General features: G+C 64.2%; 28 protein-coding genes. 10 read left to right on the top strand and 18 right to left on the bottom strand.

Translation table 11 applies throughout. The features are described 5' to 3' along the window. Positions 1-9: 9 nt before the first annotated feature. From K3555_RS18990 to fghA, 7 genes are all read right to left on the bottom strand, one after another. Positions 10-939 carry an alpha/beta fold hydrolase gene (locus tag K3555_RS18990; protein WP_260006648.1) on the bottom strand — a complete coding sequence of 310 codons (930 nt, stop codon included), beginning with the start codon at positions 937-939 and terminating at the stop codon, positions 10-12. Continuing rightward, entirely contained in the window at positions 936-1,853 is a 918-nt protein-coding gene (locus K3555_RS18985) for an ornithine cyclodeaminase family protein (RefSeq protein WP_260006647.1), read from the bottom strand. The genes K3555_RS18990 and K3555_RS18985 overlap by 4 nt, the downstream gene beginning before the upstream one ends. Positions 1,854-1,882: 29 nt before the next feature. After that, positions 1,883-2,503, bottom strand: coding sequence for an HAD-IA family hydrolase (locus K3555_RS18980; protein WP_260006646.1), 621 nt, complete (start codon positions 2,501-2,503; stop codon positions 1,883-1,885). Between the two features lie 5 nt (positions 2,504-2,508). Further along, a complete protein-coding gene (locus K3555_RS18975; protein ID WP_260006645.1) occupies positions 2,509-3,471 on the bottom strand; it encodes a DMT family transporter in 963 nt (320 codons plus the stop codon). A gap of 83 nt (positions 3,472-3,554) precedes the next feature. Beyond that, positions 3,555-4,010 carry a YaiI/YqxD family protein gene (locus tag K3555_RS18970; protein ID WP_260006644.1) on the bottom strand — a complete coding sequence of 152 codons (456 nt, stop codon included), beginning with the start codon at positions 4,008-4,010 and terminating at the stop codon, positions 3,555-3,557. After that, positions 4,007-5,503, bottom strand: a complete 1,497-nt coding sequence (gene sthA, locus K3555_RS18965) for a Si-specific NAD(P)(+) transhydrogenase (RefSeq protein ID WP_259988188.1) — start codon at positions 5,501-5,503, stop codon at positions 4,007-4,009. The genes K3555_RS18970 and sthA overlap by 4 nt, the downstream gene beginning before the upstream one ends. Positions 5,504-5,521: 18 nt before the next feature. After that, complete coding sequence (gene fghA / locus K3555_RS18960; protein ID WP_259996491.1) at positions 5,522-6,355, bottom strand: S-formylglutathione hydrolase; 834 nt, start codon at positions 6,353-6,355, stop codon at positions 5,522-5,524. Between the two features lie 226 nt (positions 6,356-6,581). Here fghA and K3555_RS18955 point away from each other — a divergent pair, with 226 nt between their 5' ends. Continuing rightward, entirely contained in the window at positions 6,582-6,923 is a 342-nt protein-coding gene (locus K3555_RS18955) for a cupin domain-containing protein (RefSeq protein ID WP_259988184.1), read from the top strand. A 7-nt stretch (positions 6,924-6,930) separates the two neighbouring features. On the opposite strand, the gene K3555_RS18950 is transcribed toward K3555_RS18955, so the two are convergent. Together K3555_RS18950 and mbfA are read right to left on the bottom strand one after the other, a co-directional pair. Beyond that, positions 6,931-7,854, bottom strand: a complete 924-nt coding sequence (locus tag K3555_RS18950; RefSeq protein WP_260006643.1) for an AEC family transporter — start codon at positions 7,852-7,854, stop codon at positions 6,931-6,933. Between the two features lie 375 nt (positions 7,855-8,229). Beyond that, on the bottom strand, positions 8,230-9,204 hold the full coding sequence (mbfA, locus tag K3555_RS18945; protein WP_260006642.1) for an iron exporter MbfA: 975 nt from the start codon (positions 9,202-9,204) through the stop codon (positions 8,230-8,232). A 137-nt stretch (positions 9,205-9,341) separates the two neighbouring features. Between mbfA and K3555_RS18940 the strand changes: the two genes are divergently transcribed. Then, positions 9,342-9,959 carry a TetR/AcrR family transcriptional regulator gene (locus tag K3555_RS18940; RefSeq protein WP_259988178.1) on the top strand — a complete coding sequence of 206 codons (618 nt, stop codon included), beginning with the start codon at positions 9,342-9,344 and terminating at the stop codon, positions 9,957-9,959. Between the two features lie 49 nt (positions 9,960-10,008). Here K3555_RS18940 and K3555_RS18935 read toward each other — a convergent pair whose 3' ends face one another. Further along, complete coding sequence (locus K3555_RS18935; RefSeq protein WP_260006641.1) at positions 10,009-10,485, bottom strand: cytochrome c; 477 nt, start codon at positions 10,483-10,485, stop codon at positions 10,009-10,011. Positions 10,486-10,597: 112 nt separating this feature from the next. On the opposite strand from K3555_RS18935, the gene K3555_RS18930 reads away from it, so the two are divergent. The 3 genes from K3555_RS18930 to K3555_RS18920 all read left to right on the top strand — a co-directional run bounded on the left by K3555_RS18930 (position 10,598) and on the right by K3555_RS18920 (position 13,502). Next, entirely contained in the window at positions 10,598-12,280 is a 1,683-nt protein-coding gene (locus K3555_RS18930) for a DNA polymerase Y family protein (RefSeq protein ID WP_260006640.1), read from the top strand. A 72-nt stretch (positions 12,281-12,352) separates the two neighbouring features. Further along, the gene (locus K3555_RS18925; RefSeq protein ID WP_260006639.1) at positions 12,353-13,042 is read left to right on the top strand and encodes a helix-turn-helix transcriptional regulator; all 690 of its coding nucleotides are present in this window, start codon (positions 12,353-12,355) and stop codon (positions 13,040-13,042) included. Positions 13,043-13,157: 115 nt separating this feature from the next. Further along, positions 13,158-13,502, top strand: a complete 345-nt coding sequence (locus tag K3555_RS18920; protein WP_129372345.1) for a DUF2794 domain-containing protein — start codon at positions 13,158-13,160, stop codon at positions 13,500-13,502. Positions 13,503-13,595: 93 nt separating this feature from the next. Here K3555_RS18920 and K3555_RS18915 read toward each other — a convergent pair whose 3' ends face one another. The 3 genes from K3555_RS18915 to K3555_RS18905 form a co-directional block, all read right to left on the bottom strand. Then, entirely contained in the window at positions 13,596-14,420 is an 825-nt protein-coding gene (locus K3555_RS18915; RefSeq protein WP_260006638.1) for a C40 family peptidase, read from the bottom strand. A gap of 4 nt (positions 14,421-14,424) precedes the next feature. Next, the gene (locus K3555_RS18910) at positions 14,425-15,807 is read right to left on the bottom strand and encodes a M17 family metallopeptidase (RefSeq protein WP_260006637.1); all 1,383 of its coding nucleotides are present in this window, start codon (positions 15,805-15,807) and stop codon (positions 14,425-14,427) included. Positions 15,808-15,892: 85 nt separating this feature from the next. Then, positions 15,893-16,237 (bottom strand): hypothetical protein, encoded by a 345-nt coding sequence (locus K3555_RS18905; RefSeq protein ID WP_259988167.1) that lies wholly within the window; start codon positions 16,235-16,237, stop codon positions 15,893-15,895. A gap of 193 nt (positions 16,238-16,430) precedes the next feature. Between K3555_RS18905 and K3555_RS18900 the strand changes: the two genes are divergently transcribed. Beyond that, positions 16,431-17,081 (top strand): carbonic anhydrase, encoded by a 651-nt coding sequence (locus K3555_RS18900; protein WP_129372341.1) that lies wholly within the window; start codon positions 16,431-16,433, stop codon positions 17,079-17,081. A gap of 2 nt (positions 17,082-17,083) precedes the next feature. Here the strand turns inward: K3555_RS18900 and K3555_RS18895 are convergent, their stop codons facing one another. Continuing rightward, entirely contained in the window at positions 17,084-18,247 is a 1,164-nt protein-coding gene (locus tag K3555_RS18895) for a DUF3095 domain-containing protein (RefSeq protein ID WP_260006636.1), read from the bottom strand. A gap of 116 nt (positions 18,248-18,363) precedes the next feature. Between K3555_RS18895 and K3555_RS18890 the strand changes: the two genes are divergently transcribed. From K3555_RS18890 to K3555_RS18875, 4 genes are all read left to right on the top strand, one after another. Then, on the top strand, positions 18,364-19,536 hold the full coding sequence (locus K3555_RS18890) for an MFS transporter (RefSeq protein ID WP_259996511.1): 1,173 nt from the start codon (positions 18,364-18,366) through the stop codon (positions 19,534-19,536). Between the two features lie 82 nt (positions 19,537-19,618). Continuing rightward, on the top strand, positions 19,619-20,641 hold the full coding sequence (locus K3555_RS18885; RefSeq protein WP_259988161.1) for an aspartate-semialdehyde dehydrogenase: 1,023 nt from the start codon (positions 19,619-19,621) through the stop codon (positions 20,639-20,641). 132 nt (positions 20,642-20,773) lie between these two features. Continuing rightward, the gene (locus K3555_RS18880; protein WP_260006635.1) at positions 20,774-21,121 is read left to right on the top strand and encodes a hypothetical protein; all 348 of its coding nucleotides are present in this window, start codon (positions 20,774-20,776) and stop codon (positions 21,119-21,121) included. Between the two features lie 102 nt (positions 21,122-21,223). After that, a complete protein-coding gene (locus K3555_RS18875) occupies positions 21,224-22,873 on the top strand; it encodes a DUF4139 domain-containing protein (RefSeq protein WP_260006634.1) in 1,650 nt (549 codons plus the stop codon). Positions 22,874-23,064: 191 nt separating this feature from the next. On the opposite strand, the gene K3555_RS18870 is transcribed toward K3555_RS18875, so the two are convergent. Genes K3555_RS18870 through K3555_RS18855 form a run of 4 tightly spaced genes read right to left on the bottom strand, consistent with a single transcriptional unit; the run spans position 23,065 to position 26,911 of the window. Continuing rightward, complete coding sequence (locus tag K3555_RS18870; RefSeq protein ID WP_260006632.1) at positions 23,065-23,835, bottom strand: HpcH/HpaI aldolase/citrate lyase family protein; 771 nt, start codon at positions 23,833-23,835, stop codon at positions 23,065-23,067. 15 nt (positions 23,836-23,850) lie between these two features. Continuing rightward, positions 23,851-24,651, bottom strand: coding sequence for a 2-oxo-hept-4-ene-1,7-dioate hydratase (gene hpaH, locus K3555_RS18865; protein WP_260006630.1), 801 nt, complete (start codon positions 24,649-24,651; stop codon positions 23,851-23,853). Continuing rightward, positions 24,648-25,502, bottom strand: a complete 855-nt coding sequence (locus K3555_RS18860; RefSeq protein WP_260006629.1) for a fumarylacetoacetate hydrolase family protein — start codon at positions 25,500-25,502, stop codon at positions 24,648-24,650. Before K3555_RS18860 ends, hpaH begins: the two co-directional genes overlap by 4 nt. Further along, a complete protein-coding gene (locus tag K3555_RS18855; RefSeq protein ID WP_260006628.1) occupies positions 25,499-26,911 on the bottom strand; it encodes a pyridoxal-dependent decarboxylase in 1,413 nt (470 codons plus the stop codon). The genes K3555_RS18860 and K3555_RS18855 overlap by 4 nt, the downstream gene beginning before the upstream one ends. Positions 26,912-26,963 lie beyond the last annotated feature (52 nt).

Genomic DNA, 26,963 nt, shown 5'->3' with positions numbered 1-26,963 from the left:
CCGCGGGTGTCACATCAGGCCGCGGCGGTGGTTTTCGGCGATGATCTGCAGCACCTCGTCCGTGTGGGTGTAAGGCAGGCCGTGGCCCGCGCCCGGGATTTCCTCCTGGCGGACCGAGCGGGCGCGTTCGGCAAGGCGGCCGGCGGAGTTTGGCGGGATCACTGCGTCGTCCTGGCCCCAGATCACCAGCGCCGGCACGCCGGCCTTGTGCAGGCCGCGAAGCTCATCGGTGAAATCTTCGTTCAGGATGCCGCGCAGGGCGGCGAGCACGGCTGGGATGAAACCCTGAAAGCCCAGCTCGCGCTGCTGCAGGTCGGTGATGCCGGGCACAGAGGTTGGCAGGTTGCGCTCGGCCTCGGTGCTGCGGATGTGCAGGGCCGGGTAGAGCGTGTGCATCAGCCAGCTGCCCATCAGCGGCACATGCCGGATCATCCGGGTAAGGCGCCCCTGGCTGCTGCCGAAGCCGGCCGGAGCCAGCAGGATCAGCTCGCGCAGGCGGGTGGGGTGAGCGGCGGCAAATGCGGTGGCGATGGCGCCGCCCATGGAATAGCCGATCAGGGTGAAATCATCGCCAACCTCCTGATCCTGCAGCAGCTGTTCCAGCTGGGTGGTGAAGAAACGGCTGTCCTGCAGCCCTTCGGGGCGGTCCGAGTAGCCGCGCCCGTAGAGGTCATAGCTCAGCACCCGGTAGCCCATGGCGGCCAGTCCCCGGGCGACGCCGTCCCAGACAAACGACGGTGTGGTGAGGCCGTGCACGCAGACCGCAACCGGCCCGCGCAAGGGACCGGACCAGCGGTAGTGGGTCAGCCCGCCGGAGAGCTGCGCAAAGGCGCCGGGGGCGGATTGCCGGGCCTGGCTGTTCATCGGCTTGCGCAGGCGTTCGCGCAGGAAAGGCGCGGCGGCGATCAGCAGAACAACAAGGACCAGCAGCCAGATCATGCCTTGGCCTTCCATTTTTGCAGGATGTGGTGGCTGGTCATCAGGTCCAGATGGGCGCCGCCGCCGTTCTTGAACAGCGTGATCCGGTCCGGGTCATAGGCCTGGAACCGGCTGAGGGAATAGTAGTCCGCCAGCACGTCGCTGCGCTGGATGGTGCCGGCAGCCAGCGGGATCTTGAATTCGCCGATGTGGTCCAGGGTGGTATCGAAACTGTCGCAAAAGATCTGCGCGCGCCTCAGGGCCTCGTCGTCTGCTTCGCGCATGTCGGGGCGGTAGGCGCCGATCAGGTTGAGATGCTGGCCGGGGCTGAGCCATTCGCCCTTGATCACCGGCTCGGAGGACATGGTGCAGGTGACGATGATATCCGCCGCCCTGACGGCGGTTTCCAGCTCCGGCGCGTGGAGGGTGCCGGGGTATTTGGCACAGAGGTCCCCGGCCTTGGAGCCGGTGCGGTTCCAGACCCGGATCTGCGCCTGCGGGAAGCCGGCGCCGAAAGCCTCGATCAGGGAGCCGCCGACGGTGCCGGCGCCGACGATCAGCACTTCGCGGGCGGCGGGGTTGGCCAGCCGCAGGGCGCCGAGCAGGCTGTCGCCCGCGGTCTTCCACTTGGTGACCAGGTGGAAGTCGACCAGCGCCTCAAGCGTGCCATCCGCGTCCGAGTAGAGGCAGACGGAGCCGTTGATCATCGGCTTGCCTGCGCCGGGGTTGCCCGGGAAGACGTTGGCTGTCTTCACTGCCAGGCCCATGCCGTCAATCCAGGCGGAGCGGCTGAGCAGCGTGTCAGGATCGCGGTAGAGGAATGTATCGCCGATCCCGGCCTTGGGTAAATCGTGGCTGGCAGCCAGCGCGTCCGTGAAACTGATCCAATCGAGCAGCGCTTCGCCCTCGTCAAACCCGATGAATGGGATGCTCATGTGCCTGTCTTCCTTTTTCGTGTGCCGTCTCAGGCGGCCTCATGTTCTGTTAGCAGCTTTGCCTGCACCAGCCGCGCCGCCAGGAGGGCGGGGGTTGTGAACAGATGGGTCTGCCAGCCGCGAATTGTGGCGGCCTCGATGTTCTCTAGGCGGTCGTCGGTGAACAGCAGCCGGTCCGGCGCTACCCCTGTATCACGTTCGAGAATGGCATAGATTTCCGCCTCTGGCTTGATGCATTTCAAATGGGCAGAGACAAATGTGCGGTCAAAGCCACGCAAGAACGGATAAGAGCCGCAGGCCAGCTCAAAGGTCTCGGCGCCGAAGTTGCTGAGGGCGAAAACAGGCGTGCCTGTGGCCTGCAGAGCCTGCATCAGGCGGACAGAATGGGGGATGGCCTGCGGCACCATCTGCAGCCAGCAGTCGTGCCACCAGCGGATTTCCTCAGACCACTCCGGGTGCTGCTCTGCTAGCGCGTAAACACTCTCGCGGAAGGGGTGGCCGCGGTCGACATTCAGGTTCATTTCATGCAGCGGCACCTGGGCAAACAGCTGGCGGCGGCGGCCCGCGCCGATGCGGCTGTCGTAGAAGCGTTCCGGCTCCCACTCGATCAGCACGCGGCCGATGTCGAAGACGACGGCGTCAATGGGCATGTGGCTTATCCTTCTGCGCGCGGGCGGGGGCGCGGCGCGGGGCGGTTGCGGCGGGTCTCGCGCCAGACAGAGACCAGGCCGGAGGCGATGATCAGGGCGCTGCCGAGCCAGACCGGCAGGTCGGGCCATTCGTTGAAGATCAGCACGCCCCATAGGACCGACATCGGCATGGCGATGTATTCAAACGGTGCGGCCAGCGCGGCTTCGTTCATGCGGTAGGCCTGGCTGACCAGATAGCCGCCCGCAGAGCCTGCAATGCCGACGCCGATCAGATAAGGCCAGTCCTGCGGCGCGGGCCAGATCCAGGCGCGCAGGATGAAGTCGAAGGCCGGGCTGTCGCCGGTAGAGAAACGGCCGTCGCCAAAGGCAAGACCACCCAGGGCGCTGAGGATCAGAAAGCCCATCATCGGGTAGAAGGCGAGCGTGGCGCCGGCCTCGCTGCTGCCGGCGCGGCGGGTCAGCACGTGCAGGGTGGCATAGCCGCAGGCGCCCAGAAAGGGAAGGATGGCAGCGGCCTGGAAGCTGCCGGCGCCGGGGCGCATGATGATCAGCACGCCCAGGAAGCCGGCAAACACCGCGCCCCAGCGCCAGGGGCCGGGGCGTTCGCCCAGAAACAGCGCCGACAGGGCAGTGACGATCAATGGGGTGGCAAAGGCAATCGCTACTGGCTCTGCCAGCGGCAGCAGGGTGAGGCCGGTGAAAAAGCAGATATTGGCAAAGAACACCACCAGACAGCGCGCAAGGTGCAGTTTCGGCTGGTGGGTGCGCAAGAGGTGGTAGCCGCCCTCCAGCGGTACGATGATGGCAAGCATTACTGCCACCGCGATGACGGAGCGGAACAGCACCATTTCATAAAGCGGGTAATCACCCGACAGGAACTTGAAGATCATGTCGATGACCGAGAAGGCAACGCCGGCACCGGCCGCGGCAAACAGGCCGGGGACGCTGATCTTTATGTCTGCGCTCATGCCGTTGCCCTCCTGTTTCCTGCCCCTAGAACGCGCCTGTCCGGGTTTTCGGCGGCCTGCTCCCGCAGATCCTTGACCCGGGGTCAGGCCTGTTTTGCTGCCCTTAGCTCGCGTTCCAGCGCATCCAGGAACCGCGAGCGGTCGGCCTTGGTAAAGCCCTTGCCGCTGCCGCCTGCCCCCAGCGGATTGGCAGCGCGCAGGTCGGCCATCAGGTCGCGCATTGCCAGTTGCTGGCCGATATTGGCCTCAGTAAACCGCTCGCCGTTATGGCGCAGCACGCGTGCGCCTGCTTCGATGCATTTGGCGGCAAGGGGGATGTCGCCCGTTACTACCACATCGCCAGGGCCGCAGCGGTCTGCGATCCACATGTCGGCGACATCGGCGCCCTCGGAAACGATCACATTTTCCACCAGCGGGTTCGGCGAGGGGCGCAATCCGCCGTTGGAGACCACGAACATGCGCAGCCCGTGGCGGGTGGCGACCCGCTCGGCCTCTTGTTTGACCGGGCAGGCGTCGGCGTCGATGTAGAGGGCGGTCACTCGGCTGCCTTCTTCTCGGGCTCAGGGGCGGTCTCTGTCTTGGGGGCGGGTTTGGCCTTAGCCTTGCGGGCGTGCTTCTTCACCTTGAACTCCTCCGGAATCGGCATCCGGTTGAAGGCGTCGAGGCCGGCGATTTTGTACGCCTCGGCAAGGGTCGGGTAGTTGAAGGTGTTCTGCACGAAGTAATCCACCGTGCCTTGCAGGTTCATCACCGCCTGGCCGATATGGATCAGTTCGGTCGCGCCTTCGCCAACGATCTGGACGCCCAGCACCCGGCGGGTTTTCAGCGACAGCAGCATTTTCAGCATGCCGTGCTCCAGCCCCATGATGTGCCCGCGCGAGGTTTCGCGGAAGCGGGCGACGCCGACCTCGTAAGGAATGCCGCGCTCCTGCAGCTCTTCCTCGGACATGCCGCAGGTGGACATTTCCGGCACCGAGTAGATGCCATAGGGGTACCAGGGGCTTTCGGGCATGGTAGGCGTGTCGAGCGCATGGCAGGCGGCAACCCGGCCCTGCTGCAGCGAAGTCGAGGCCAGCGACGGATGGCCGATCACATCGCCGGCGGCATAGATGTGGGGCACTTCGGTCTGGTAAGTCTTGCGGTCAACACTGAGGCGGCCGCGGTGGTCGGTCTTCAGCCCGGTCGCCTCGAGATTCAGCGAGGCCGTGGCGCCCAGGCGCCCGGCCGCAAACAGCAGCATTTCAGCACGCACATGGCGGCCGTTGGCCAGGGTCACTTCGACATGCTCGCCTGCGTCTTCGATGGTTTCCACCGCGGAGCCGAGCCGCAGATCAACGCCGTTTTCACGGATCTGATGGGTGAATTCCTGGATCAGGGTCTTGTCGATGAAATCAAGAAAGCTCTCGCGCGGCTCAATCAGGGTGACGCGCACATCAAGCGCCGAGAACATGGTGGCATATTCCACCCCGATCACGCCGGCGCCAATCACCACCAGCGAGCGCGGGATATCCGCCATTTCCAGAAAATCATCCCCATCCACCACGGTGCGGCCATTGAACGGAACATAGTCCGGGCGGTAGGTGCGGGTACCGGTGGAGATCAGGAACTTCTCTGCCGTCAGCCGGGTGGTTTCGCCGGCTTCGGTGGCGACTTCAACCTCGTTCGGGCCGATGAATTTCGCCAGCCCCATCAGCGTGTCCACATGGTTGCGGTTGAACTGATGTTCCAGCACGTCAACCTCGTGATCCAGGGTCTTGTGCAGGCGCGCCTTCAGATCCTCGGCAAGGATGTCATCCTTCACCCGGTAGGAACGGCCATAGAAGCTGCGTTCGCGCCAGCCCGAGAGGTTCAGCACGGTTTCGCGCAGGGTTTTCGACGGGATGGTGCCAGTGTGCACCGACACGCCCCCCAGACGGTCCTTGCGATCAATCACCAGCACCCGGCGGTGCAGCTTGCCTGCCTGAATGGCAGCGGAGCGGCCCGAGGGGCCGGAGCCGATGATGATCAAGTCATAATCAAAGTCTTCACTCATGGCCGCATCCTTTGTCTTTTAGTTCTGGTACAGCGCGTCGGCATGGAAGGAGACATGCTCCTCCATGAAGGTGGACACGAAGAAATAGCTGTGGTCATAGCCCGGCTGCATCCGCAGGGTGGCCTGCTGGCGGCGTTCGGCGATGGCGTGGGCCAGCGCCTCGGGCTTCAGGAGGTCGATGAACTGGTCAGAGGTGCCGGTGTCGATCAGGACCGGGCCGTCAAAGCCTTTCTCCTGCATCAGACGGGTGGCGTCGTGTTTGGCCCAGGCGGATTCATCTTCGCCCAGATAAGCGGCCAGCTGCTTGCGGCCCCAATCCGATGCGGTGGGGTTGCAGATCGGCGCGAAGGCGGAGACCGATTTGTAGCGGCCCGGCAGGTTCATCGCCAGCGTCAGCGCGCCGTGACCGCCCATCGAATGACCGGTGATCGCCTGGCGGCTGAGGTCGATGGCAAATTTTTCGCCCAAGAGTGCGGGCAGTTCCTCTGCCACGTAGTCCCACATGCGGAAATGCGGCGCCCAGGGCTGTTGCGTGGCGTTCACATAGAAACCTGCGCCCTGGCCCAGGTCATAGGCGTCATCGTCCGCCACGCCTTCGCCGCGGGGGCTGGTGTCAGGGAAGACGATGGCGATGCCCTGCTCGGCGCACCAGGCTTGGGCGCCCGCCTTGGACATCGCGTTCTCGTGGGTGCAGGTGAGACCCGACAGATACCACAGCACCGGCACCGGGCCGTCTTTGGCCTCTTCCGGCAGGAACAGGCCGAATGTCATGTCGCCGCCGGTGGCGCTGCTGGCGTGTTTGTAGACGCCCTGGGTGCCGCCAAAGGCACGGTTCTCGGAAACGGTTTCCATCGGTGAGGCTCCTAATAATCTGTTAGCCCTATCGCTATCCGCAGTTGGCCTCAGGGTCCAGCGGATGGGCGGCAGCAATGCCCGTTTTTGCGGCACAAGGCTTGCGATTTCGCAAACATGCGGGCGCCAGGCCGGTGATTGTTTGGTGAAAGGCGCGACGGGATGCTGGACACCGGGCCGGAATGCCGGAACAGTCTGCGGCCGGAAAACAGGGAGCGACAGAGATATGAGCGATTTTCAAAGACTGACCACCAGCGCCGCCGAACCGGAAACCGAACGCCCGGATCCGGCCAAGGTGGTTGCGGGCGACCCGGTGTTCACCACCTGGAATGCAGAGGAGCGGGACGGGCTTTACTGCGGCATCTGGCAATCGACGCCGGGCAAGTGGCGGATCTCTTATGACGAATGGGAATATTGCCGGATCCTGCAGGGGCGGTCGGTGATCACCAGCGACGACGGCGCTGAGTATCCGCTGGCGGCAGGCGACAGTTTCATCCTGCGCCCCGGTTTCAGCGGTACCTGGGAAGTGATCGAGACCACCCGCAAGGATTACGTGATCCGTCTATAGAGCTGCGTCAGGACACCCATGCGATCACCGCAGGCACGGTGATGATCGACAGCACGGTCGAGATCAGGATAGCGGCGGAGGCCCGGTGCGGGGCCACGCCGTAATGCTGCGCCAGCATGTAGACATTGCCCGCGACCGGCAGCGATGCGGCAGCGATGGCGACGGCAGCAGAAAACGGCGCGGCGGGGATCAGCCACAGCACAGCGATGGCGACGCAGGCCGGGTGCAGCACCAGCTTGGCAAAGCTGAGCCAGCCGGAGATCTGCACCCGTTCCGCCGATTTCGAGGCGAGCGAGGCGCCGATGGCAAAGAGGGCTCCGGGGGTGGCAGCGCCGCCGAGGATGGTGAGGAAGTCGTTTGCCGGCGCCGGGATCGGCAGCTCGGAGGCCGACCAGGCGAGGCCCGCAACAATGGACAGGATCATCGGGTTCTTCAGCAGGCCAAGCCCCACCAGTTTCAGCGTTGCCAATCCAAACCCCTGGCCGCGGCCCGTGTTGATCAGGATGACGATCAGCGAGGAAAACACCACCAGATCGACGCTGAGCACCACCATCATCGGCGCCACCGAGGCCGGGCCGAAGAGGATCGCCATCATCGGCAGGCCGAGAAAGCCGACATTGCCGATCGCCGCGCATTGCGCCTCAACCGCTGCAGTTGGCATGTCCAGCCCGCGGAACACGGCCACGGCTGTCACCAGCAGGTAGACCGCCAAGGTGCCCGCCAGATAGCCGAGGATCAGGGTAGGATCAAAGACTTCGGCAAAGGAGAGGTTGGCGGCAAAGCCGAAGATCATGGCCGACAGCGGGAAGTAGAAGACGAAGCGGGTGAGGTAGGCGGTGGCTTCCTCAGTAAAGAAGCGGCTGCGCCCGGCCCAGTAGCCGAAGCCGATGATTGCAAAGAAGGGCAGGGTGCGGAAGAAGATCTCGGCCATGGGGATTGGTAACAAGAGCTGACCAATTGGCAAAGGTTGTTTTTGGCAAAAGGGGTGTGCTCCCGCCTGCTCATGGGCATCCTTCGGAATGCCTTTCGCAGTTGGGCGTGGCCCCGTGCTGCGCACGGGGCAGGCGGTTTTGCTGAGATGCGCTCTAAGGGCAGGTGTGCCAAAAGAGCACCAAGTCAATTGTGAGACTGGCCATGACACCCTCAATGGTAGACCGCGCTAGCGTGCGGCGGCTTTGCCGCCCTTGACCTTGAGAAGCCCGGAGTAACCAAAGGCGCATCCGCAGCGCGTCAGCGCTGCCGGGCCCAATCGGGGAGGGCAGCCTGTGGCTGTTCCGAAGCGGGCGGGAGCGCGCCGGGGCCGGTTCTAACCGCTGCCGATCAGCGCACCGGCACCCAGCACCAGGGCGCCGCCCAGCACCACTTGCATGGTGGCGCGCCAGAACGGGGTTTGCATGAAACGGTTCTGGATCCAGGCAATGGCCCACAGTTCCACGAAGACGATCAGCAAGGCGAGTGTGGTGGCGGTCCAGAAGTCCGGGATCAGATAAGGCAGGGCGTGGCCCAGCCCGCCCACGGTGGTCATGATGCCGGAGGCCAGCCCGCGTTTCAGCGGCGAGCCGCGGCCAGAGAGTTCTCCGTCGTCGGAAGCCGCCTCGGTGAAGCCCATCGAGATGCCGGCCCCGACCGAGGCGGCCATGCCGACCAGAAATGTGGTCCAGGTGTCCTGGGTGGCAAAGGCGGTGGCAAAGATCGGCGCCAGGGTGGAGACCGAACCGTCCATCAGCCCGGCCAGCCCCGGCTGTACCCAGGTCAGCACGAACTGGCGGTGGGCGGCTCGGTCCTCGTCTTCGCGCGTATCCGTGTCCAGATGCGTGTCTTGTAATTCGCCTGCGCGTGCCTGATGGCTGGCCTCAGCTGCGGCCAGATCACCCAGCAGCCTGCGGGTGGCGGCATCCCGGGTGCGGGCGGCGGCGGCGGTGTAGAAGCGTTCGGCGTCGCGCTCCATCGCGCGGGCCTCGCCGCGGATGCGGTCCAGGCTGAGGTTTTCCATCAGCCAGATAGGGCGGCGGGCATAGTAGCCCGCCACATGCTCGCGCCGGATCAGCGGAATTGCCGGCCCGAACCGGGCCTGGTGCAGGGCAATCAGCTGGGCGCGGTGTTCGTCTTCCTCGGCGGCCATGCCGTCGAACATCGCCGCGGTTGCCGGAAATTCTGCGCGCAGGCGCTCTGCATAGCCGCGGTAGATACGCGCATCATCCTCCTCGGAAGAGATCGCAAGGGCGAGGATCTCCTGCCCGGTCAGCTCCGCAAACCGCTTGCGCTGAGTGAAAAAACGCATCTGCTGCCCCTCGGTTTAGAATGATTCTAAATATAACGGTTCCGCGAGGGAGCGCAAGACGGTGCGGCTTATGCTGTTGCTATGCGGCAGCAGAGGCTACACTAGGTCCAGACCCGCAGGCAGCCAAAGGAACCCGCATGAATCAGCAAGCCAGCGTCCTGCGTACAGGCCGGAAATTTGATCAGGTCCTGGCAGGGGCCCGCGAGGTGTTTCTGGCCGACGGGTTTGAGGGCGCGAGTGTTGACAACATTGCCAAGGCGGCGGGCGTGTCCAAGGCAACGCTGTACAGTTATTTCCCCGACAAGCGGGTGCTGTTCATGGAAGTGGTGCGTTCGGTCTGCGTGCAGCAGTCTGAAGCGTCGCTTGATCTGGCGGCGGGCAGTTGCGGCCCGCGCGAGGTGCTGCGGGTGGCGGCGGAACATGTTCACGCGGTTCTGATAGGCGGTCTAAGCCTGCAGCTGTTCCGCATCTTTGTGGCCGAGGCCGACCGTTTCCCTGAGCTGGGGCCGATGTTCTATGAAAGCGGCCCGATGGTTTTGCACGGGCAGATCCGTGATTACCTGAAGATCGCCGCAGAGCGGGGCGAGCTGGCAATTCCGGATGCGGACCTGGCTGCCGCGCAATTCATTGAGCTGTGCAAGGCGGATATTTTCCTGCGTTTCCTGTTCAACATCGACGAGCATTTTACCGAGGCCGAACGCGAGCGGGTGATCGCCGGGGCAATCGAGACCTTTATGGCGCGGTTCGGCACCTGACGGCGGCAGGCATGCCGGTCAGAGCGTGCTGGTCAATGCCCGCCGGTCATCAGTGCGTGGTAAAGCTGTTGGGCGCATTGCGGTAGGTCTCGTGGCAGCTGAGGCAGCTTTGCATCAGGCTGGGCAGGGTGCGGCGCAGAGCGGGCAGGGACCGGGTGCTGAGGTTCCTGGCTGCCGTTTCGGCGGTGTCTGCACGGGTTTTGAAATCCTTCCAGGCGTGCCAGATCAAGGGCCGCGCATGAGAGCGCGGATCCAGCTGCGGCTTTTTGAAATGCTTGCGGATGGTGCCGGTGGATCTGATCAGCTGCCGCCGGGCCGCGCGGGCCCTGTCCCGGTCAAAATATGTGCGCCCGGCCATCATGCCGGTCAGCACATCCATCGCGGCCTTTTGCGAGGTCATCAGGGCCATTCTGCGTGTCACGTGCTTGCTGGTGCCGTCCCTGGCTGTGACCGGGGCGGTGGTGCCAATGGCAAGAGCCGCAAGGATGACCATGAAGGCCATGGTTTTGAACAGGCGGATGGTCATTGCGCGGCCCCCGGGCGGATCGGCCGAATCGCATGACATGAACAAAATAAGAACATATGCTGTGGAACTCCTGTAATCTGCCGCCCGCCGGCCCCTGTTGCCCGATCTGCCCATGCCCCATCGCCGCATCTTATCGCTTTGGTTTCCGCGCCTTGGCGCCGAACGTATCATGCGGGCAGAGCGCGGCGGCATTGCCGGGCCGCTGGCCGTTGCCGAAGAAGTGTCCAACACCCAGGTTATTTCCGCGTTAAACACGGCGGCTTCGGCACAAGGTTTGCAGCCGGGCCAGCCATTGCGCGATGCCCATGCGATGTGTGCGGCGCTGGTGGTGCGGCCGCGCAACCGGTCGGCTGAGGCGGCGTTCCTGGCCGCCCTCAGGCGCTGGGCCGGGAAGTTCAGCCCCTGGGTGGCAGAAGCCGGGGAGGACGGGCTGATCCTTGACCTTACCGGCTGCGCGCATCTGTTCGGCAGCGAGGCGGTGCTGATGGAGACGGCGGGGCGCGATTGCGCGGAGATGGGCCTCAGCGTGCAGATGGGGCTGGCGGATACCCTGGGCGCGGCTTGGGCGCTGGCGCGTTATGCGGGGGAGGACGCCGTGCCGGACCGCTCGGGCGATGCCATCGATCAGGAGGCCCGCGCGACCCGGGCCCGGGCGCAGAAACGCACGCCGGGGCACAGCGCCAAGCGCCGCCATTGGACCCGCGGCGGCGCGGCGCCGCAGGTGCAGGCGCCGCCGCCGCAGATGGGGCGGATTGCCGGGCCTGGGCAGGCTTACGGCGCGCTTGGGCCGCTGCCGGTGGCGGCGCTGCGGCTGGACACTGCCACGGTGGCGCAGCTGAACCGGCTGGGGCTTCGCCGGATTGGCGACCTGCTGGGTCAGCCGCGGGCCGGCCTGGCGCGCCGGTTCGGGCGCGGGCTGGTTTTGCGGCTGGATCAGGCGATGGGCAGCGCGCCGGAGCCGGTCTCGCCCGCGCGCAGCCCGGATCATTTTGCGGTGCGGCTGACCCTGCCGGAGCCGATCGGGCTGATGGAAGATCTGCTGGCAGGCATTGACCGGATGCTGCCCAGGCTCTGCGCCCGGCTGGAGGCGCGCGGCAAGGGCGCGCGGGTGCTGCGGCTGGAGGCGCACCGCTGCGATCAGGCGATGGAGGCCGTGACCCTGGGCCTGGCCCGTGCCAGCCGCGCGCCGGACCGCATCCGCCCGCTGCTGGAGATGAAGCTGGAACAGATTGATGCGGGCTATGGCATCGATATGCTGCGGCTGGAGGTGCTGCAGGCCGAAGCGATCCACGCCCGCACCCCTGCGGGCCATATGCAGGCGGGTGCTGCGGTGCAGGCGCGGCAGGAGGATGGCGCGGCGCTGGAAGATCTGATCGGGCGTCTGGGCGCGCGGCTGGGGCTGGAAGCTATCACCCGCTGCCACCCGGCAGAGAGCCATATTCCGGAAAAGACCTTCACCGTGCAGGCCGCAGCCTGGTCTGAGCCTGCCGCCGGGGACTGGCCGTGCCCGCCCCGTCCGCGTCCGCTGCTGATCTGGCGGCCCGAACTCGTTCATGCGCCAGAGCGGCCTGAGGTGCCGGAGCGTTTCCGCTGGCGGGGGCGCGACTGGGAGCCGGCGGCGGCGGAAGGCCCTGAGCGGATCGCGCCGGAATGGTGGCTGGAGGATCCGAACTGGCGCAGCGGTGTGCGCGATTACTGGGTGGTTGTGACCCGCAGCGGTGAACGGCTGTGGCTGTTCTTTGCCCATGGCGGCGCGCTGTCGCCGGGCTGGTTCTGTCATGGGTCGTTTACGTGACGGCCGGACAGTTCGATGCGCAGCGAAGGGTTTTGCTTGGGCCTGCCTGCGGGAACCGCTTAGGGTAAGGGCATGATCACACCGCGTTTCGACATTCTGGGCCAGGCCATCAGCGACGCCAGCCGCACGCAGATGCTGTGCGAGCTGATGGAGGGGCGCGCCTACACCAACAAGGAACTGGCTGCCGCTGCGGGGGTGACGCCGCAAACCGCCTCGGCGCATTTGCGGCTGTTGCAGGATGCCGGGCTGGTGGTGGCCGAAAAACGCGGCCGCTGTGTCTATCACCGGCTGGCCGGGGCTGAGGTGGCCCATGCGCTGGAGCAGCTGGCGGCGATTGCGCCTGCGGACAGCCTGCACCGGGCGCAGCGGCGCAAGGCGGGGGATCTGGCACAGGTGCGCAGCTGCTATGACCATTTGGCCGGGCCTTTGGCTGTCGCGATGACCCGCGCGCTTCTGGACCGGGGGATGCTGCGCGAGGAACACGGCGCCTTTCGCGCTGTTCCCGCCGGGGAATGGCTGAAACTTGGGGTTGTTCTGCCTGAGAAACCGGGCCGCCAGCCCTTTGCCCGGCCCTGTCTGGACTGGACCGAGCGCAAGCTGCATGTGGCGGGGCCGATGGGGCGGCTGATCCTGGATCACGCACTGGACAGCGGCTGGGTCAAACGCCATCGGCACAAGCGCGGGCTGGTGCTGACAGCACCTGGAGCGCGCGCGCTGGAGCAGATTCTGGGCCTTAGCTGCGGCGGCCTGGTGGCGGCCTGAGGCAGGCCGGAGCGGGCTGGAAACAGGAGGCAGAGCCTGTGCGCCTTCTGCATCACACGAAAATTCGAAGGGGATAAACCTTGATTTGCCCCGGAAACGGCGCAACCTTTAATCTATGAGCTTTGATCAGGTGCAGCCTTTTCCCGGATCTCCCTACCCTCAGCAAGTCGCGTTTGACCGGCGGGAATTGTCGGTCATTCTATCCCTCTACGGGCGGATGGTTGCCGCGGGGGAGTGGCGCGATTACGGCATTGCCTCCCTGCGCGACCTGGCAGTTTTCTCCGTTTTCCGGCGCACGGCAGAGCACCCGCTCTACCGGATCGAAAAGCGCCCCAAGCTGCGGGTGCGGCAAGGGCAGTATTCGGTGGTCGGCATGGACGGGCATATTCTGAAGCGCGGGGCGGATCTGAAAACCGTTCTGCGAGTGCTGGAACGCAAGCTGATCCGGTCCGTGGACTAACGCGAGGGCTGCAGCCGCGCGGGGGCCGGAAAATTCAAATTTTCCGGTCAAAAATCTTGCAAGATTTTTGCCGCTTGGGGCGGCTGATGCGGATTACGCCAGCCGTTTGTGTCCGGTGACCGGGCCGTCGCCCTGGGCTTGAATACGTTTGATCGCCGTGCCGATCGCTTCGATCGCCACCGCCATATCGTGGGCATTGGCGTGGATCAGGGTTTCCGCGTCCCGCACCATTGCGACATGGCCCTTCCAGAACAGCAGATCGCCGCGCTGGTAGTCTGTATCAGGGGCGGGTTCACCCAACTCTGCTTCCTGCATATTGCTGTCGCCGGGGCAGGCCGTGCCGCAGGCCAGCAGAGCCGCTTGCACCAGGCCGGAGCAGTCGATGCCGAACCGGCTGTTGCCGCCCCAGAGGTAGGGCGTGCCGAGAAACAATTCTGCCACCGCCACCGGATCAGCAGCATGGGCGCCCAGCGGCGACAGGTGGCGAGCGGGGATGAACCCCAAGTCGGTTTCAAGAAACCGCCCGGTGCCGCCCAGGACCTGCACCCGGCTGCCGTGGCTAAGCGCCTGCGTCTCCGGCGATTTGAAGTCATCCGCCGAATAGCTGTGGGTCGCCGGGGCGCTGACCCAATGGGTGGCTTCAAACGGCACCGTGAGGGCAGTGCCGGGCACATATCCGACGTAGGAATCCTTGGCCGCTTGCAGGAATGACCAGCCCTGCCGGTCCTCGTAGACGGTCACCGGCTCGCCATAGACAAGCTGGCGGTCGCGGGTGCCGTCCGGTGTGCGCAACAGGTCTGCAACCGGCACGCCGATGCGGGCGGCGGTGCCCTCCACGGGTTCCAGGCCGGCGGGGACATCCGCCAGATGCACGGCGGCGATGCGGGAGTTCAGGGGAGAACGGCGGCGGTCGGTCATTCTGCTAAAGCTCCAGCATGTCCGGCAGGGCGGCAAACAGCGCCCGGGCGCCCTGCAGGGCACCGCCCTTGGGCTGCCCGGGGGCGGCGCTGGGGGTCCAGCCGTAGATGTCGAAATGCATATAGCGGGTGTCTCCGGCGAAACGGCGCAGGAACAGCGCGGCGGTGATCGAGCCTGCAAAACCGCCAGACGGCGCATTGTCCAGATCGGCGATGCCGGGTTCGATCATGGCCTCGTAAGGGTCATGGAACGGCATCCGCCAGACCGGATCGGCAGTGCGTGCCGCACCGGCCGCCAGCGCGGCGGCATCTGCATCATTGCCGGTATAGAAGGGGGAGAGGTCCGGGCCGACGGCCACGCGGGCAGCCCCTGTGAGGGTGGCCATGGAGATCAGCAGATCCGGCGCGTCCTCGGCCGCGAGCGCCAGCGCGTCGGCCAGCACCAGGCGGCCCTCGGCGTCGGTGTTGTTGTTCTCAATCGTCAGCCCCTTGCGGGACATCAGCACATCGCCGGGGCGGAAGGCAGAGCCGGACACGGCATTTTCCACTGCCGGAATAAGCACCCGCAGCTGCAGTTGCAGCCCGGCGGCCATGATCATCCGCGCCAGCCCCAGCACATTGGCTGCGCCGCCCATGTCCTTTTTCATCAGTGCCATGCTGCTGCCGGGTTTGAGGTTCAGCCCGCCGGTGTCGAAACAGACGCCCTTGCCCACCAGGGTGAGCCGGGGGCCGGACGTGCCCCAACCGATATCGATCAGCCGCGGCGCGCGGTCCGAGGCGCGGCCCACGGTGTGGATCAGCGGGAAATTCTGGTCCAGCAAATCCGCGCCGGTGATCACGGAACAGCTGGCGCCGAACTCCCCGGCCAGGGCTTCGGCGGCAGCCTGAAGTTCTTGCGGGCCCATGTCAGAGGCAGGCGTATTGATCAGATCGCGGGTCAGGCATTCGGCGGCAGCCAGTGATTCTACGGCGCCTGCATTCAGGCCTTCCGGCGCTACCAGTGAAGCGGTCTGTGCCGCGCTTTTCTTATACCGGTCAAAGCGGTAGGCGGTCAGCAGCCAGCCCAGCGTTTCGGTGGCAGCAGCTTCTTCCGGCAGGCCGGAGGCGATCCGGTACGTCCCGCCGGGCAGTTTCGCGGCAGCCTCGGCCAGCACGAAACGGCGGCGCGCGCGCTGGGCGGCGCTGCCAAAGCCGGCCAGGGCCATCTCAACCTTGCCATCTGCGCCTGGCACCGTGACGGCCTGACCGCATGTGCCGGTAAAACCCTGTGCCGAAACCCAAGCCTGAACGCGCTGCGGCTGGCCTGAAAGCCAGCTGTCAAAAGTGTCGCTTGCGATAACATGCACTGGACAGGCGTCCGGGCTGGACGCGGCAAAGACGGGCGGCATGGGCATACTCCGGTAGCGGATCAATAAGGATGCACCAGAGTAGCCGCCGCAGCGCCGCCTGCAAGCCCTGCAGGCCGCGGAAATATCAGATCGTCATGTCCTGCTGATCCCAGACCGCGGTCAGCGAGCGTTCGCCCACCCGCATCAGCCGGAACAGGATCGCGGCAACCGCCGGAGCGTCCCCGGAATCAATGGCCACCGTCGCATCCCTGGCAATGGTTGCCAGCGCTGTCATGCCGATCTGATCGGCAATCGCAATCAGCGACCGCGCACTTTTGCGCAGGTTGATCATGTCATTCTGCCGCCACAGACGCTCGCAATGCGTCAGGCGGACAGCCATTTCTTCGACCGCCCGGCACACCACATCTTCGGCGCCGGTTTCTCCAAGCTGCTCGTACAGCGCGGAGAGTTTGTCCGGATCCAAGCGCACTGTTTCAGAACGTATTACTGTTAGTATATTGGCCACCACATTCACCCAAATTCTATGTGCCCCCACGGCACAACTGCCAATTTGAAGCCCACAAGTTTTCAAAAGGTTTCTGAAGGGGGGCTCAAATCGCTCGAATTTGCGGACAATGCAGAGTAACACGTCCGGCAACGTGCAACGATCGGAGGATTCGACAATGGACTTTGCCAAACCTCTCCCCAGTTATCTGGTGACCCGCTATCACGGCTGGAAGGCCACATCATATGAGGAAAACCAGGGCTGGTACCGCCGCCTGGCGACCGAAGGCCAGCGTCCGCGGGCCATGGTGATTTCCTGCTGTGACAGCCGGGTGCATGTGACGTCGATCTTCGGCGCCGACCAGGGCGAGTTCTTTATTCACCGCAATATTGCCAATCTGGTGCCGCCGTTTGCACCGGATGGCGATCACCACGGCACCTCGGCTGCGGTGGAATATGCAGTGACCGCGCTGAAGGTGTCGCATCTGATCGTGCTGGGCCATTCACAGTGCGGCGGCGTGCAGGGCTGTATCGACATGTGCAAGGGCAACGCGCCGCAGCTGGAGGAAAAGACCAGTTTTGTCGGCCGCTGGATGGATATTCTGAAGCCCAAGTTCGAAGGCGTCGCAGGTATTGAGGATCCAGACCTGCAAGCGCGCCAGTTCGAGCGCCAAGCTGTTGTTGCCTCATTGGAAAACCTGATGACCTTTCCCTTTATCGAATCGTCGGTGAAGGCCGGTCAGCTGAGCCTGCATGGCCTGTGGACCGATATCGGCGAGGGCGGGCTGGAATGTTATGATCCCAAGACGGGCGCGTTTGCGCCTGTCTGACGTCATCCCGGATTTTTGCCGCCACCAAAAGCAGCCGCCAGATTGGCGGCTGCTTGCGTATAGCCGCCGCCGGCCCCATCGACAAAGTGGACGTGGTCGTCCTCAACCGGCGAGGGCACGATGCAGGTGACCATGGCGGCGTCCTGTTCGTGCAGGCCGAAATGCACCAGCCCCGCCCCGGCGGCCTGTTGCAGGCGGTCGCGGATCCGGGTGCTGATGGCCGGCGTGCAATCCAGTGTCATCTTCAGCCCGTCATCAAATTTGCGAAAATCGGAATGGGCTTTGAGAACCGACAGGTAATGCACCGGGTCAAAGGCGCCCACGGGGCGTTTCAAGGCGAAGATCAGCCCGGCAAAGAGGCTGTGTGAGAAAAGATAAAACTTCCGCAAAATCACCGGCAATTTACCGCGGGACGCCTGGGCTTCCAAAGCCAGGCCGGAGGGTGGAAAGCGCAGTTTGGGACCGGAATCGGGCACCGGGTGGCCGTTTTCCGCAAGTTCGGAGGCCAGATCCAGCAATTCTGCCGAGAGCCGGGCAAAGGCCCGCTGGCTGGTGCCCGGCGCGGGCTGGGCAACCACCGACAGGATAATGCCATTGCGCGCCGGAGTGTTGCTCCAGCGGCAGGACAGGCCGTTGAGGTCCGGGGGGGCGGCGTGCGGGGCGGCGGGCACTTCGAAGGCGCCGGCCTTCATCTGCGCCTCGGCCCAGGCCAGGCCGCCGCCGTTGAACATGGCGAAATCCGCGTGTTCCGACACGGCATAGCGGGCAATCCGGACGTCCAGCCCCTCGGCACGGATCCAGCCCATCGGCAGCATCGCAGCCCGCAGGCTGACACCGAATTCCGCTTCAGTCCAGCTGCGCAGACCTGCCAGCACCTGTTTGGCGGTGTCCTTGTGCCGCGGCGGCACCGCAAAGGAGGCGCCGTCACCGCCGAAAACATAGGGGAAGGCCTCGCACTCAAGCGCGTTGCGCATGGCGGCGATCACCGCGGCGCCGATCATGTTGACCGTTTTGTAGCGGCCTGCAGCCGCCAGCCCGGTGGAGTTCACGATATCGGTGCAGCACAGGTGCCAGTCCGGCGGCAGCGGCACAAAGGCCTCTGGCGCGGCAAGGCTGTCGAAAGACCGGGTGCTTGCCAGGCTGGAATAGAAAGTGTCTGTCGTCATTCCGTTCCCGCCCCAGTATCCAGTGCCAGTGACCTGCTGTTCCTACCTAAACGAATTGTGTGCCGGGGCCAAACATGCAAGCTGTGCCGCGGAAACGGCAAACCGGGGGACGGGAAATGCAGGCAGGATTGGTCTTATTGTGCCTGGCTTATGTACTGAGCCAGTTTTTCCGTGCGTTCCTGGCGGTGCTGTCCAGCGTGCTGGCACAGGATATCGGGGCGGCGCCGGATGATCTCGCCTTTGCCTCGGGCATGTGGTTCCTGTCCTTTGCGGCTATGCAGCTGCCGGTGGGCTGGGCGTTGGACCAGGCAGGGCCGCGCCGGACCGCGGCGCTGCTGCTGCTTTTGGGCGGTGGCGGCGGAGCGGCGCTGTTTGCCGCGGCCACCGGCCCCTTGCATGTCAGTATCGCGATGTTTCTGATCGGTATCGGCTGTTCGCCGGTGCTGATGGCCTCATATTACATCTTTGCGCGCCAGTACCCGCCTGCACGCTTTGCAACCCTGGCGGCGCTGATGCTGGGGGTGGGATCGGCCGGCAATCTGGTGGCCTCTTACCCGACGGCGCTGGCGGTGGACCTGTTCGGCTGGCGGGAGACGCTGGCGGGACTGGCAGTGGTTTCCGTGGCGGTGGCGGCGGGAATTTTCCTGACCGTTTCAGACCCGGAAAAGCCGGATGGCGAGCACAAGGGATCGGTGCTGGATCTGCTGAAGATGCCGGTGATGTGGGCAATCTTTCCGCTGATGCTGGTGTCCTATGCGCCCTCCGGCGCGCTGCGGGGGCTGTGGATCGGGCCGTATCTGAATGACCTTTACGGGCTCAGCACCCAAGCTGTGGGGCTGGCGACACTGGTGATGGGGGCGGCAATGATTGCCGGCACCTTTGCCTATGGGCCGCTGGACCGGGTGCTGGGCAGCCGCAAATGGGTAATCCTGGGCGGCAATGTTTTAAGCTGTGCTGCACTGGGCGGGCTGATCCTGGCGGCGGGCGCGCCGGTCTGGGTGCCCGTTGCGATGATGGCGGTGGTCGGGTTCTTTGGCGCCTCTTTCCCGGTAATCATGGCGCATGGCCGGGCCTTTGTGCCGCCGCATCTGGCCGGGCGGGGCGTTACCCTGCTCAACCTGTTTGGCATCGGAGGCGCGGGAATCATGCAGTTTGCCACTGGCCGTATCCATGTGGAAATGGCCGGAGCGGACCCATCTTTGCCCTATACGGGGATTTTCGCCTTCTTTTTGGTCTGTCTGGCGTTAGGATGCGCAATTTATCTGTTCAGCCGGGACAGCATGGACTGATCCGGGACTTTAAACTTGTCCCCAGAGGGATTATCACTCCGGCGCCGGCCATGGGGCCGGGTATTACTGGAGAAACAGACAAATGGGTTACCGCATCGTCGTCGTTGGCGCCACTGGCAACGTGGGCCGCGAAATGCTGAACATCCTGGCCGAGCGCCAGTTCCCTGTGGATGAGATCGCTGTGCTGGCCAGCCGCAAATCTCTCGGCACTGAAGTCAGCTTTGGCGATAAGACACTGAAGACCCAGGATCTGGACACCTTTGATTTCACCGGCTGGGACATGGCGCTGTTTGCCGTGGGGTCCGCCGCGACCAAGGATTACGCGCCCAAGGCAGCGGCCGCAGGCTGCACTGTGATCGATAACTCGTCGCTCTACCGCTATGATCCGGAGATTCCGCTGATCGTGCCCGAGGTGAACCCGGAAGCGATTCACGGTTACGCCAAGAAAAACATCATCGCCAACCCCAACTGCTCGACCGCGCAGATGGTTGTGGCGCTGAAGCCGCTGCATGACCGCGCCAAGATCAAGCGCGTTGTCGTCTCGACCTATCAGTCGGTATCCGGTGCCGGCAAAGAGGGCGCCGACGAGCTGTGGGACCAGACCAAGTCGATCTATAATCCGACCTCTGATGTGCCGCCGAACAAATTTCAGAAGCAGATCGCGTTTAACGTCATCCCGCAGATCGACGTGTTCATGGAAGACGGCACCACCAAAGAAGAGTGGAAGATGGTGGTGGAGACCAAGAAAATCGTCGATCCGGCGATTAAGGTCACCGCAACCTGCGTCCGCGTGCCGGTGTTTGTCGGCCACTCGGAAGCCGTGAACATCGAGTTCGAAGAGTTCCTGGACGAGGACGAGGCCCGCGACATCCTGCGCGAGGCGCCGGGCGTCATGGTGATCGACAAGCGGGAAGCCGGCGGCTACGTGACCCCGATCGAATGTGTGGGCGATTTCGCCACTTTCATCAGCCGGATCCGCCAGGACTCGACCATCGAGAACGGCCTGAACCTGTGGTGCGTGTCGGACAACCTGCGCAAGGGCGCGGCCCTGAACGCGGTGCAGATAGCCGAGCTCCTGGGCCGTGAGGTTCTGAAAAAAGGCTAAGCCTTATATCCTTTTGGTGAGGGGGCTGCTTCGCAAGAGGCGGCCCCTTTTCTTTTGCACGGCTGCCCGGCGGCAGGCCGCTCCGGTAGGTTGAGGGAGACAGGAACAACAGCAGACCTAAGGACCAAAGCCATGATCGCACTGCAGGATTTCAGCCGCTCCGCCCCCGTTTCCGCAACTCTGCCTTTTGGCGCCATGGCGGCTGTTCCGTCGCAGCCCAAGCTGAATTGCGCATCCGCGGCAGAGTTGCGGCAGCAGCTGGCGGCGGATTTTTCCGCCTCCAGCGACTGGTTCACCCTGTGCCGGGGCCTGCGCCGCAAGGGTATCTGTTTGCGGATGCGTGGCGGGGATCTGTGGGTCTATGACGCGTTGAGCCTGGCGGCGATCTCCTCCTGCGAGGATCTGGGGATCGACACAGATGAATTGGAGCTGCGCTTTGGCCCGTCGCAGCCGCAGCAGGCCGCCGCGCATGGTGCCTGAGCGTGCTGGCCACGCCGCAGACTGAAGGGTAGGTTTGGCATCAGGCGGGCAGTTCCGGCCCGCCACTTGATTGATTGAGAGATGCCAATGAGATTTTCCTTGATGGCTTTTGCCGTTTGTTCATTTGTTCAGGCTGCCGCATCCGCTGTAGCGGCCGATACCATTTCTGTCAGCAGCCGGGTGTCCGAAGTGACCCTTTATCCCGGCCTGGCCGAGGTGACCCGGCGCGCTGCGGTTACGCTGCCTGAAGGACGGCACCGGCTGATCCTGCAGAATGTGCCGAAGTCTGCGCTGCTGGAGACTCTGCAGGTTGAAATCACCGGCGCCCGCCGCATCGCCACTTTGTTGCGCGAGGACTACGTGCCGCCGCGGGATGCGGACGACCCGGAGGTCGAGGCCGCCGAAGCACGGATCCGCGATCTGGAGGCTCAGGTTGCTTCGGTCCGGGATGAGGCTGCGGGCGCCCGCGCCGGAGTACGGGCAGCAGAGGCATCAATCGGGTTCCTGCAGCAGCTTGGCGGCAATGAGGGCCTGGCTCAGGCGGATGCATCGGCTTTGAGTGAAATTGCGCGGATGATCTCCCTGGAGGCCGGTAAGGCGAGCCAGACAGCGGTGGAAGCTGAAGCCGGGGCACGCCGGATTGAGCTGCGTCTGGAAGCGCTGGACGAAGACCTGGCAGCGGCCCGCACGGCGCTGGCGGCCATCGCGCTGGAGGACAGGGACCGGCTGTACATCGCGGTGGATGTTAAGGCAGAACAGGCGGGCGAAGGCACGGTAAGGCTTAGCTATTTCACCGCCGGGGGCGGTAATATCGGCTGGCAGCCGTCTTATGAAATGCATCTCAGCACTGGGGATGCGGCTGAGGTTACCCTGAAACGCGCGGTTACGCTGGTGCAGAATACCGGCGAGAATTGGCAGGACGTAGCGCTGACACTGTCAACTGCGGTGCCATTCGGTCAGGGCAGCCCGTCGGCTGTGAACCCGTGGCTGCGCCGGATTGAAGAACCAGAGCCACCCCGCGCTCGGAAATCACTTGGTCTGGACGTGGCGGAAATGTCTGCATTTGCCGAGCCGGCGCTTGAGGCGCCAGCCTTTGCGCAGGATGCCCGTGGCGGATGGGGAGTTGACCTGGGCGGTGCGGCTGCGACCTACAGGTTTGAGCTGCCGGTTTCGATTGCTTCCGGCGCGGACTTGCTCCGGCTGGAAATGGATAGCCTGTCTGCTGCGGCTGAATTGACCGCGGTGGCGGTGCCTTCGCGGGATGAAACCGCTTACCGGGTGGTGAAATTCACCAACAGTTTCGGCGAGCAGCTGCTGGCCTCGGATGAGGTGCCGCGTTTCGTTGACGGCAAGCTGATCACTGTCGAGAATTTTGCCGGGCTGGCACCGGGAGCGGAGATGAAGGCGGGATTCGGCCCGATCGAAGGCTTGCAGCTGCGCCGTGATGTGCTGCGGCAGAGCGAGGGGGAACAGGGGCTGATCTCGCGCAGCAACGCGCAGGTGCAGAAGGTCGAGATCATGGTGGAGAACCTGACAGGGCAGGACTGGCCTTTGCGTGTTTTGGACCGGGTGCCCTATTCGCAGCAGGATGATCTGGAGATCGAGTGGAGTGCGAAACCGCAGCCTACGGCAGAAAACGTCGAAAAGCAGCGCGGCATACTGGCCTGGGACATGGAGCTTGAGGCGGGGCAGAGCCGGACCATCCGGTTGGACACCACGCTTAACTGGCCCGAGGATATGGTGCTGCGCTGACCCGGGTGCTGCGATGGCGGCACAGGAGATGCTCCCGCCCGTCGTCAGACATTGAAAATGCCTTCCTCCCGTTGGGCGTGGCACCGCGCATGGCGCGGTGCCACGCCCAAGGCCGCTGCCGGTGCTCTGGCTTTGCCAGGGCGGCGGGCGGGCACGGGAGTGCTTCGCTTTTGAAGGTCTGAAGGGCTGTGTTACTCTGCCTTCCAGCGTGCGGCCAGATCGCGGGCATTGCGGGCAAGCACCATCACGTCGATGCCGACGGCCAGAAATTGTGCCCCCATGTCTGCGTAGGACTGAGTGGCTTCATCCGTGGTGCCGAGGATGCCAGGCGCCAGGCCTGCGGCCTTGATCCGCTTGATCGCATTGGCAATCACCGCGCGCACTTCGGGATGGGCGGAGTTGCCCTGGTGGCCCATGTCGGTGGACAAATCCGCCGGGCCGATGAAAACACCATCGATGCCCTTGATCAGCAGGATCTCGTCCAGCGCTTCGATCCCAGCGTGGTTTTCAACCTGTACCAGCAGGCAGATCTCCTGATCAGCGGTCTGGATGTACTCGCTGACCGAACCGAACATGGTTGCCCGCGCTGCCGTGGCTCCGACACCGCGCAGTCCCCGGGGCGGGTAGCGGCAGGCACGGACCAGCTCGCGGGCCTGATCGGCGCTTTCGACGATCGGCACCAGCACTGTTTGCGCGCCGGCATCCAGCACTTGCTTAATCATCCAGGTCTCGCCAATTGGCACCCGCACCACGGGATGGCTGGGTGAGGCTGCCAGCGCCATCAGCTGGTCGCGGATCGAGCGGATGTCGTTGGGCGCATGTTCGCCGTCGATCACCAGCCAGTCGAAGCCGCAGGTGCCCATGATCTCGGCGATCTGGCCGTCGGCAAAGCTCATCCAGCAGCCGATCTGGCGTTTGCCCTGTGATAGAGCCTGTTTGAAGGTGTTCTTGGGCGCGGGCATGGGCGGGGCCTCCTGTCAGGCGAAATTGATGGATACGGAACCGAAGGGGCCGAAATCTGCGGTGACTTCCGTGCCCGGCGGGCATTCGATGGGGCGGATGAAAGAGCCTGAGAGCACGATATCCCCGGCTTCGATCTGTTGTCCATATTCGGCCATCCGCCGGGCCAGCCATAAGACCGAGGTGAGGGGATCATTCAGAACGCCGGCGCCAAGGCCGGTTTCCTCGACCGTGCCGTTGCGGGCGGCGATGGCACCAACCCAGCGCAGGTCGTGGCCGTCCACTGCGTGGCGCTCCGCCCCCAGCACGACGCCTGCATTGGCGGCGTTGTCGCTGATGGTGTCGGTGATGATGCGGGCCTGGCCGGTTGCCGGGTCCGCGCGCAGGATGCGAGTGTCGAGGATCTCCAGCGAGGGCGTTACATAGTCTGTCGCGGCCAGCACGTCCCCGCGGGTGCACTCGGCGCCTGCGAGGGGGGATTTCATGACAAAGGCGATCTCCGCCTCGATCCGCGGCTGGATGAAGCGGCCGGCTGGCACTGTGGCGCCATTTGCAAAGAGCATATCGTCCAACAGCACACCGCTGTCCGGCGTGGTGATGTTCAGCGCCTGCTGCATGGCGCGGCTGGTAAGACCGATTTTCCAACCGATTTTCCTGCGCCTGGACGCCAGTTTCTGCTGTATTAGAGCCTGTTGCACCGCATAGGCATCATCCAGCGTCATGCCGGGATAGGCCAATGAGAGCAGGCCGCATTGCTGGCCGGTTTGCTCGGCTTTGAACAGACGATTGGCGGCCTCCTGGTGCTGCTCCGGCGTCATGCCTCGTCCTCAACGGTATTGCGCAGTATGCCAATGCCTTCGACCTCAACCTCGACCACATCGCCGGGGACCAGGTATTTCGGCGGATCAAAACGGGCGCCGGCGCCGGTGGGGGTGCCGGTGATGATCACGTCGCCGGGCTGCAGGGTGGTGAAGGTGGAGATATAAGCAATCTCCTCGCGGATCGGGAACATCATCCGGCTGAGGGTGTCGTCCTGGCGAACCTCGCCGTTTACGCGGGTGACAATGCGGGCGCTATCCAGCTGGGCAGCGTCGGTGAAAGGCACTATCCACGGGCCGATCGAACCGGAATTGTCCCAGTTCTTGCCTTGCGTCACATTAAACTTGGCGTGGCGCACCCAGTCGCGGATCGTGCCCTCATTTGCCAATGTTAGAGCCGCAATGTGATCGTAGGCATCCTCAGGCTTGATCCGGCGGCCTGGTTTGCCGATTACCACGGCAACTTCGCCCTCGTAATCCAGCGTGTGGTTCTCCGGCGGGCGGATCAGCGGGCGGTCCGCGCCGGTAAAGGAGCGCGGGAAGCGGGGGAACAGGGACATGTGCTTGGGCTGGGATGAGCCGTCCTTGTACTCCGCGTTGCGGTCCGGGAAGTTGACGCCGACGCAGATGATCTTTTCCGGGTTGGGGATCGGGATTTCAAAAGTGAAGTCCGTGTGGGTGACGGGTTTGCCTGCGGCGACCTTTGCCAGCGCGGGCAAACCTTCGGCGGCTATGACGTCCCGCAGGGTGGGCCAGTCCGGGAACTGCGGCGACAGGGCGATCATGCCGGCGTCTGTCACCGCGCCATAGAAAACCTCGCCATCGGCGGTGTAGGTGGCAAAGCGCGTCATGGCAGGTTCCTTGCGATTTCGGTGATGACGTCAAAACCCATCATCACGTCTGCTTCGGTGGTTTCAAACTGGCCGGCCTGGAAGCGGATCACCAACTGGCCGTCGACGCGGGTCTGGGTCAGATAGATGCGGCCGTCGTCGTTGATGGCATTCACTAACGCGAGGTTCAGGTCGTCCAGATCCGTGGCGCCCTCGGGGGCGTAGCGGAAGGACCACAGCGACCACATCGGCGGGGTCACGATTTCAAAATCTGGCTCTAACTTTAGCTTTTCGTGCAACTGAGTGGACCAGTTCACGTGGTTCCGCAGGCGCTGGCGCAGGCCTTCGAGGCCATAGGTGCGGATCAGGAACCAGATCTTGAGCGCGCGGAAGCGGCGGCCCAGGGGGACTGACCATTCCGAATAGTTGATGATCCCGTCTTTACCGTGGGTCTTCAGGTATTCCGGGCTGATTGCAAGGGTTTGCACCAGATCATCCGGGTTTTTCAGGAAATGGGCGGAGCAGTCGAACTGCACGCCGAGCCATTTATGCGGGTTGAAGACGATGCTGTCGGCGCGCTCTACCCCTGGCCAGTAGTGGCGGTACTCCGGGCAGATCATGGCGGAGCCGGCCCAAGCCGCATCCACATGGGTGTAGAGGCCGTATTTTTCCACCACGTCCAGCACATGATCCACGGGGTCAGTGGCGCCAGTGCCGGTGCCGCCGACACATAAGATCACGCCGGCGGGCTGGTGGCCTGCGGCGAGGTCGGCCTCAATCGCGGCTTCCAGTGCGTCGGGGTCCATGCCGCGCCAATCGCCCTTGATTGGAACCCGGATCAGATTCTGCTGGCCGATGCCCGCGACCCAGATGGCGCGGTCGATGGAGGTGTGGACCTCGGACGAGCAGTAGATGCGCAGGGATTTCTGTCCGAACAGGCCTTGGCTGTTGCCCTGCCAGTTCAGCGCCTTTTCCCGCATGGTCAGCACCGCAGCAAGGGTGGCGGAGGAGGCGGAGTCCTGGATCACGCCCTGGAACTGGTCCGGGAGGTCCAGCGCCAGGCGCAGCCAGTCCATCATCCGGGTTTCCATCTCGGTCGCCGCGGGCGAGGTCTGCCACAGCATGCATTGCGGTGCGATGGCGGAGGTGAGGAATTCCGCCAGCACTGAAGGCGCTGCTGCGTTGGAGGTGAAATAGGCAAAGAAGCGCGGGTGCTGCCAATGGGTGATGCCGGGCATCACGATGTCCTCGAAATCGCGGAAGATTGCCTCCATCCCTTCGCCATCCTCGGGCGGGGTTTCGGGCAGGGCGTTCAGCACTTGGCCGGGTTCGGTTTGGGCCCGCACCGGACGGTCGCCGACGGTCAGGTGGTAGTCCTGCGTCCAATCCGCGACCTTGCGGCCCCATTCGGAGAAGTCATCCCATTTCATTTTTCTTACCTTGTTCTTATGGGAGTGTGCCCGGCTAGGGGCCGGGTGCGAT

The sequence above is a fragment of the Leisingera sp. M527 genome, from assembly GCF_025141525.1.
GTDB lineage: Bacteria > Pseudomonadota > Alphaproteobacteria > Rhodobacterales > Rhodobacteraceae > Leisingera.
This window is presented reverse-complemented; position numbering and strand designations above follow the sequence as displayed.

What these genes read in the sequence shown, in the direction of transcription:
- K3555_RS18875 (WP_260006634.1), top strand. Translation starts at nt 21,224, where the DNA reads ATGGCTTTTGCCGTTTGTTCATTTGTTCAGGCTGCCGCATCCGCTGTA.
- K3555_RS18915 (WP_260006638.1), bottom strand. Translation starts at nt 14,420, where the DNA reads ATGACCGACCGCCGCCGTTCTCCCCTGAACTCCCGCATCGCCGCCGTG.
- K3555_RS18990 (WP_260006648.1), bottom strand. Translation starts at nt 939, where the DNA reads ATGATCTGGCTGCTGGTCCTTGTTGTTCTGCTGATCGCCGCCGCGCCT.
- K3555_RS18940 (WP_259988178.1), top strand. Translation starts at nt 9,342, where the DNA reads ATGAATCAGCAAGCCAGCGTCCTGCGTACAGGCCGGAAATTTGATCAG.
- fghA (WP_259996491.1), bottom strand. Translation starts at nt 6,355, where the DNA reads ATGGAAACCGTTTCCGAGAACCGTGCCTTTGGCGGCACCCAGGGCGTC.
- K3555_RS18930 (WP_260006640.1), top strand. Translation starts at nt 10,598, where the DNA reads ATGCCCCATCGCCGCATCTTATCGCTTTGGTTTCCGCGCCTTGGCGCC.
- K3555_RS18935 (WP_260006641.1), bottom strand. Translation starts at nt 10,485, where the DNA reads ATGACCATCCGCCTGTTCAAAACCATGGCCTTCATGGTCATCCTTGCG.
- K3555_RS18920 (WP_129372345.1), top strand. Translation starts at nt 13,158, where the DNA reads ATGAGCTTTGATCAGGTGCAGCCTTTTCCCGGATCTCCCTACCCTCAG.
- K3555_RS18910 (WP_260006637.1), bottom strand. Translation starts at nt 15,807, where the DNA reads ATGCCGCCCGTCTTTGCCGCGTCCAGCCCGGACGCCTGTCCAGTGCAT.
- K3555_RS18985 (WP_260006647.1), bottom strand. Translation starts at nt 1,853, where the DNA reads ATGAGCATCCCATTCATCGGGTTTGACGAGGGCGAAGCGCTGCTCGAT.
- K3555_RS18880 (WP_260006635.1), top strand. Translation starts at nt 20,774, where the DNA reads ATGATCGCACTGCAGGATTTCAGCCGCTCCGCCCCCGTTTCCGCAACT.
- K3555_RS18885 (WP_259988161.1), top strand. Translation starts at nt 19,619, where the DNA reads ATGGGTTACCGCATCGTCGTCGTTGGCGCCACTGGCAACGTGGGCCGC.
- K3555_RS18870 (WP_260006632.1), bottom strand. Translation starts at nt 23,835, where the DNA reads ATGCCCGCGCCCAAGAACACCTTCAAACAGGCTCTATCACAGGGCAAA.
- K3555_RS18950 (WP_260006643.1), bottom strand. Translation starts at nt 7,854, where the DNA reads ATGGCCGAGATCTTCTTCCGCACCCTGCCCTTCTTTGCAATCATCGGC.
- K3555_RS18895 (WP_260006636.1), bottom strand. Translation starts at nt 18,247, where the DNA reads ATGACGACAGACACTTTCTATTCCAGCCTGGCAAGCACCCGGTCTTTC.
- K3555_RS18860 (WP_260006629.1), bottom strand. Translation starts at nt 25,502, where the DNA reads ATGACGCGCTTTGCCACCTACACCGCCGATGGCGAGGTTTTCTATGGC.
- sthA (WP_259988188.1), bottom strand. Translation starts at nt 5,503, where the DNA reads ATGAGTGAAGACTTTGATTATGACTTGATCATCATCGGCTCCGGCCCC.
- K3555_RS18925 (WP_260006639.1), top strand. Translation starts at nt 12,353, where the DNA reads ATGATCACACCGCGTTTCGACATTCTGGGCCAGGCCATCAGCGACGCC.
- K3555_RS18855 (WP_260006628.1), bottom strand. Translation starts at nt 26,911, where the DNA reads ATGAAATGGGATGACTTCTCCGAATGGGGCCGCAAGGTCGCGGATTGG.
- mbfA (WP_260006642.1), bottom strand. Translation starts at nt 9,204, where the DNA reads ATGCGTTTTTTCACTCAGCGCAAGCGGTTTGCGGAGCTGACCGGGCAG.
- K3555_RS18955 (WP_259988184.1), top strand. Translation starts at nt 6,582, where the DNA reads ATGAGCGATTTTCAAAGACTGACCACCAGCGCCGCCGAACCGGAAACC.
- K3555_RS18980 (WP_260006646.1), bottom strand. Translation starts at nt 2,503, where the DNA reads ATGCCCATTGACGCCGTCGTCTTCGACATCGGCCGCGTGCTGATCGAG.
- hpaH (WP_260006630.1), bottom strand. Translation starts at nt 24,651, where the DNA reads ATGACGCCGGAGCAGCACCAGGAGGCCGCCAATCGTCTGTTCAAAGCC.
- K3555_RS18900 (WP_129372341.1), top strand. Translation starts at nt 16,431, where the DNA reads ATGGACTTTGCCAAACCTCTCCCCAGTTATCTGGTGACCCGCTATCAC.
- K3555_RS18890 (WP_259996511.1), top strand. Translation starts at nt 18,364, where the DNA reads ATGCAGGCAGGATTGGTCTTATTGTGCCTGGCTTATGTACTGAGCCAG.
- K3555_RS18975 (WP_260006645.1), bottom strand. Translation starts at nt 3,471, where the DNA reads ATGAGCGCAGACATAAAGATCAGCGTCCCCGGCCTGTTTGCCGCGGCC.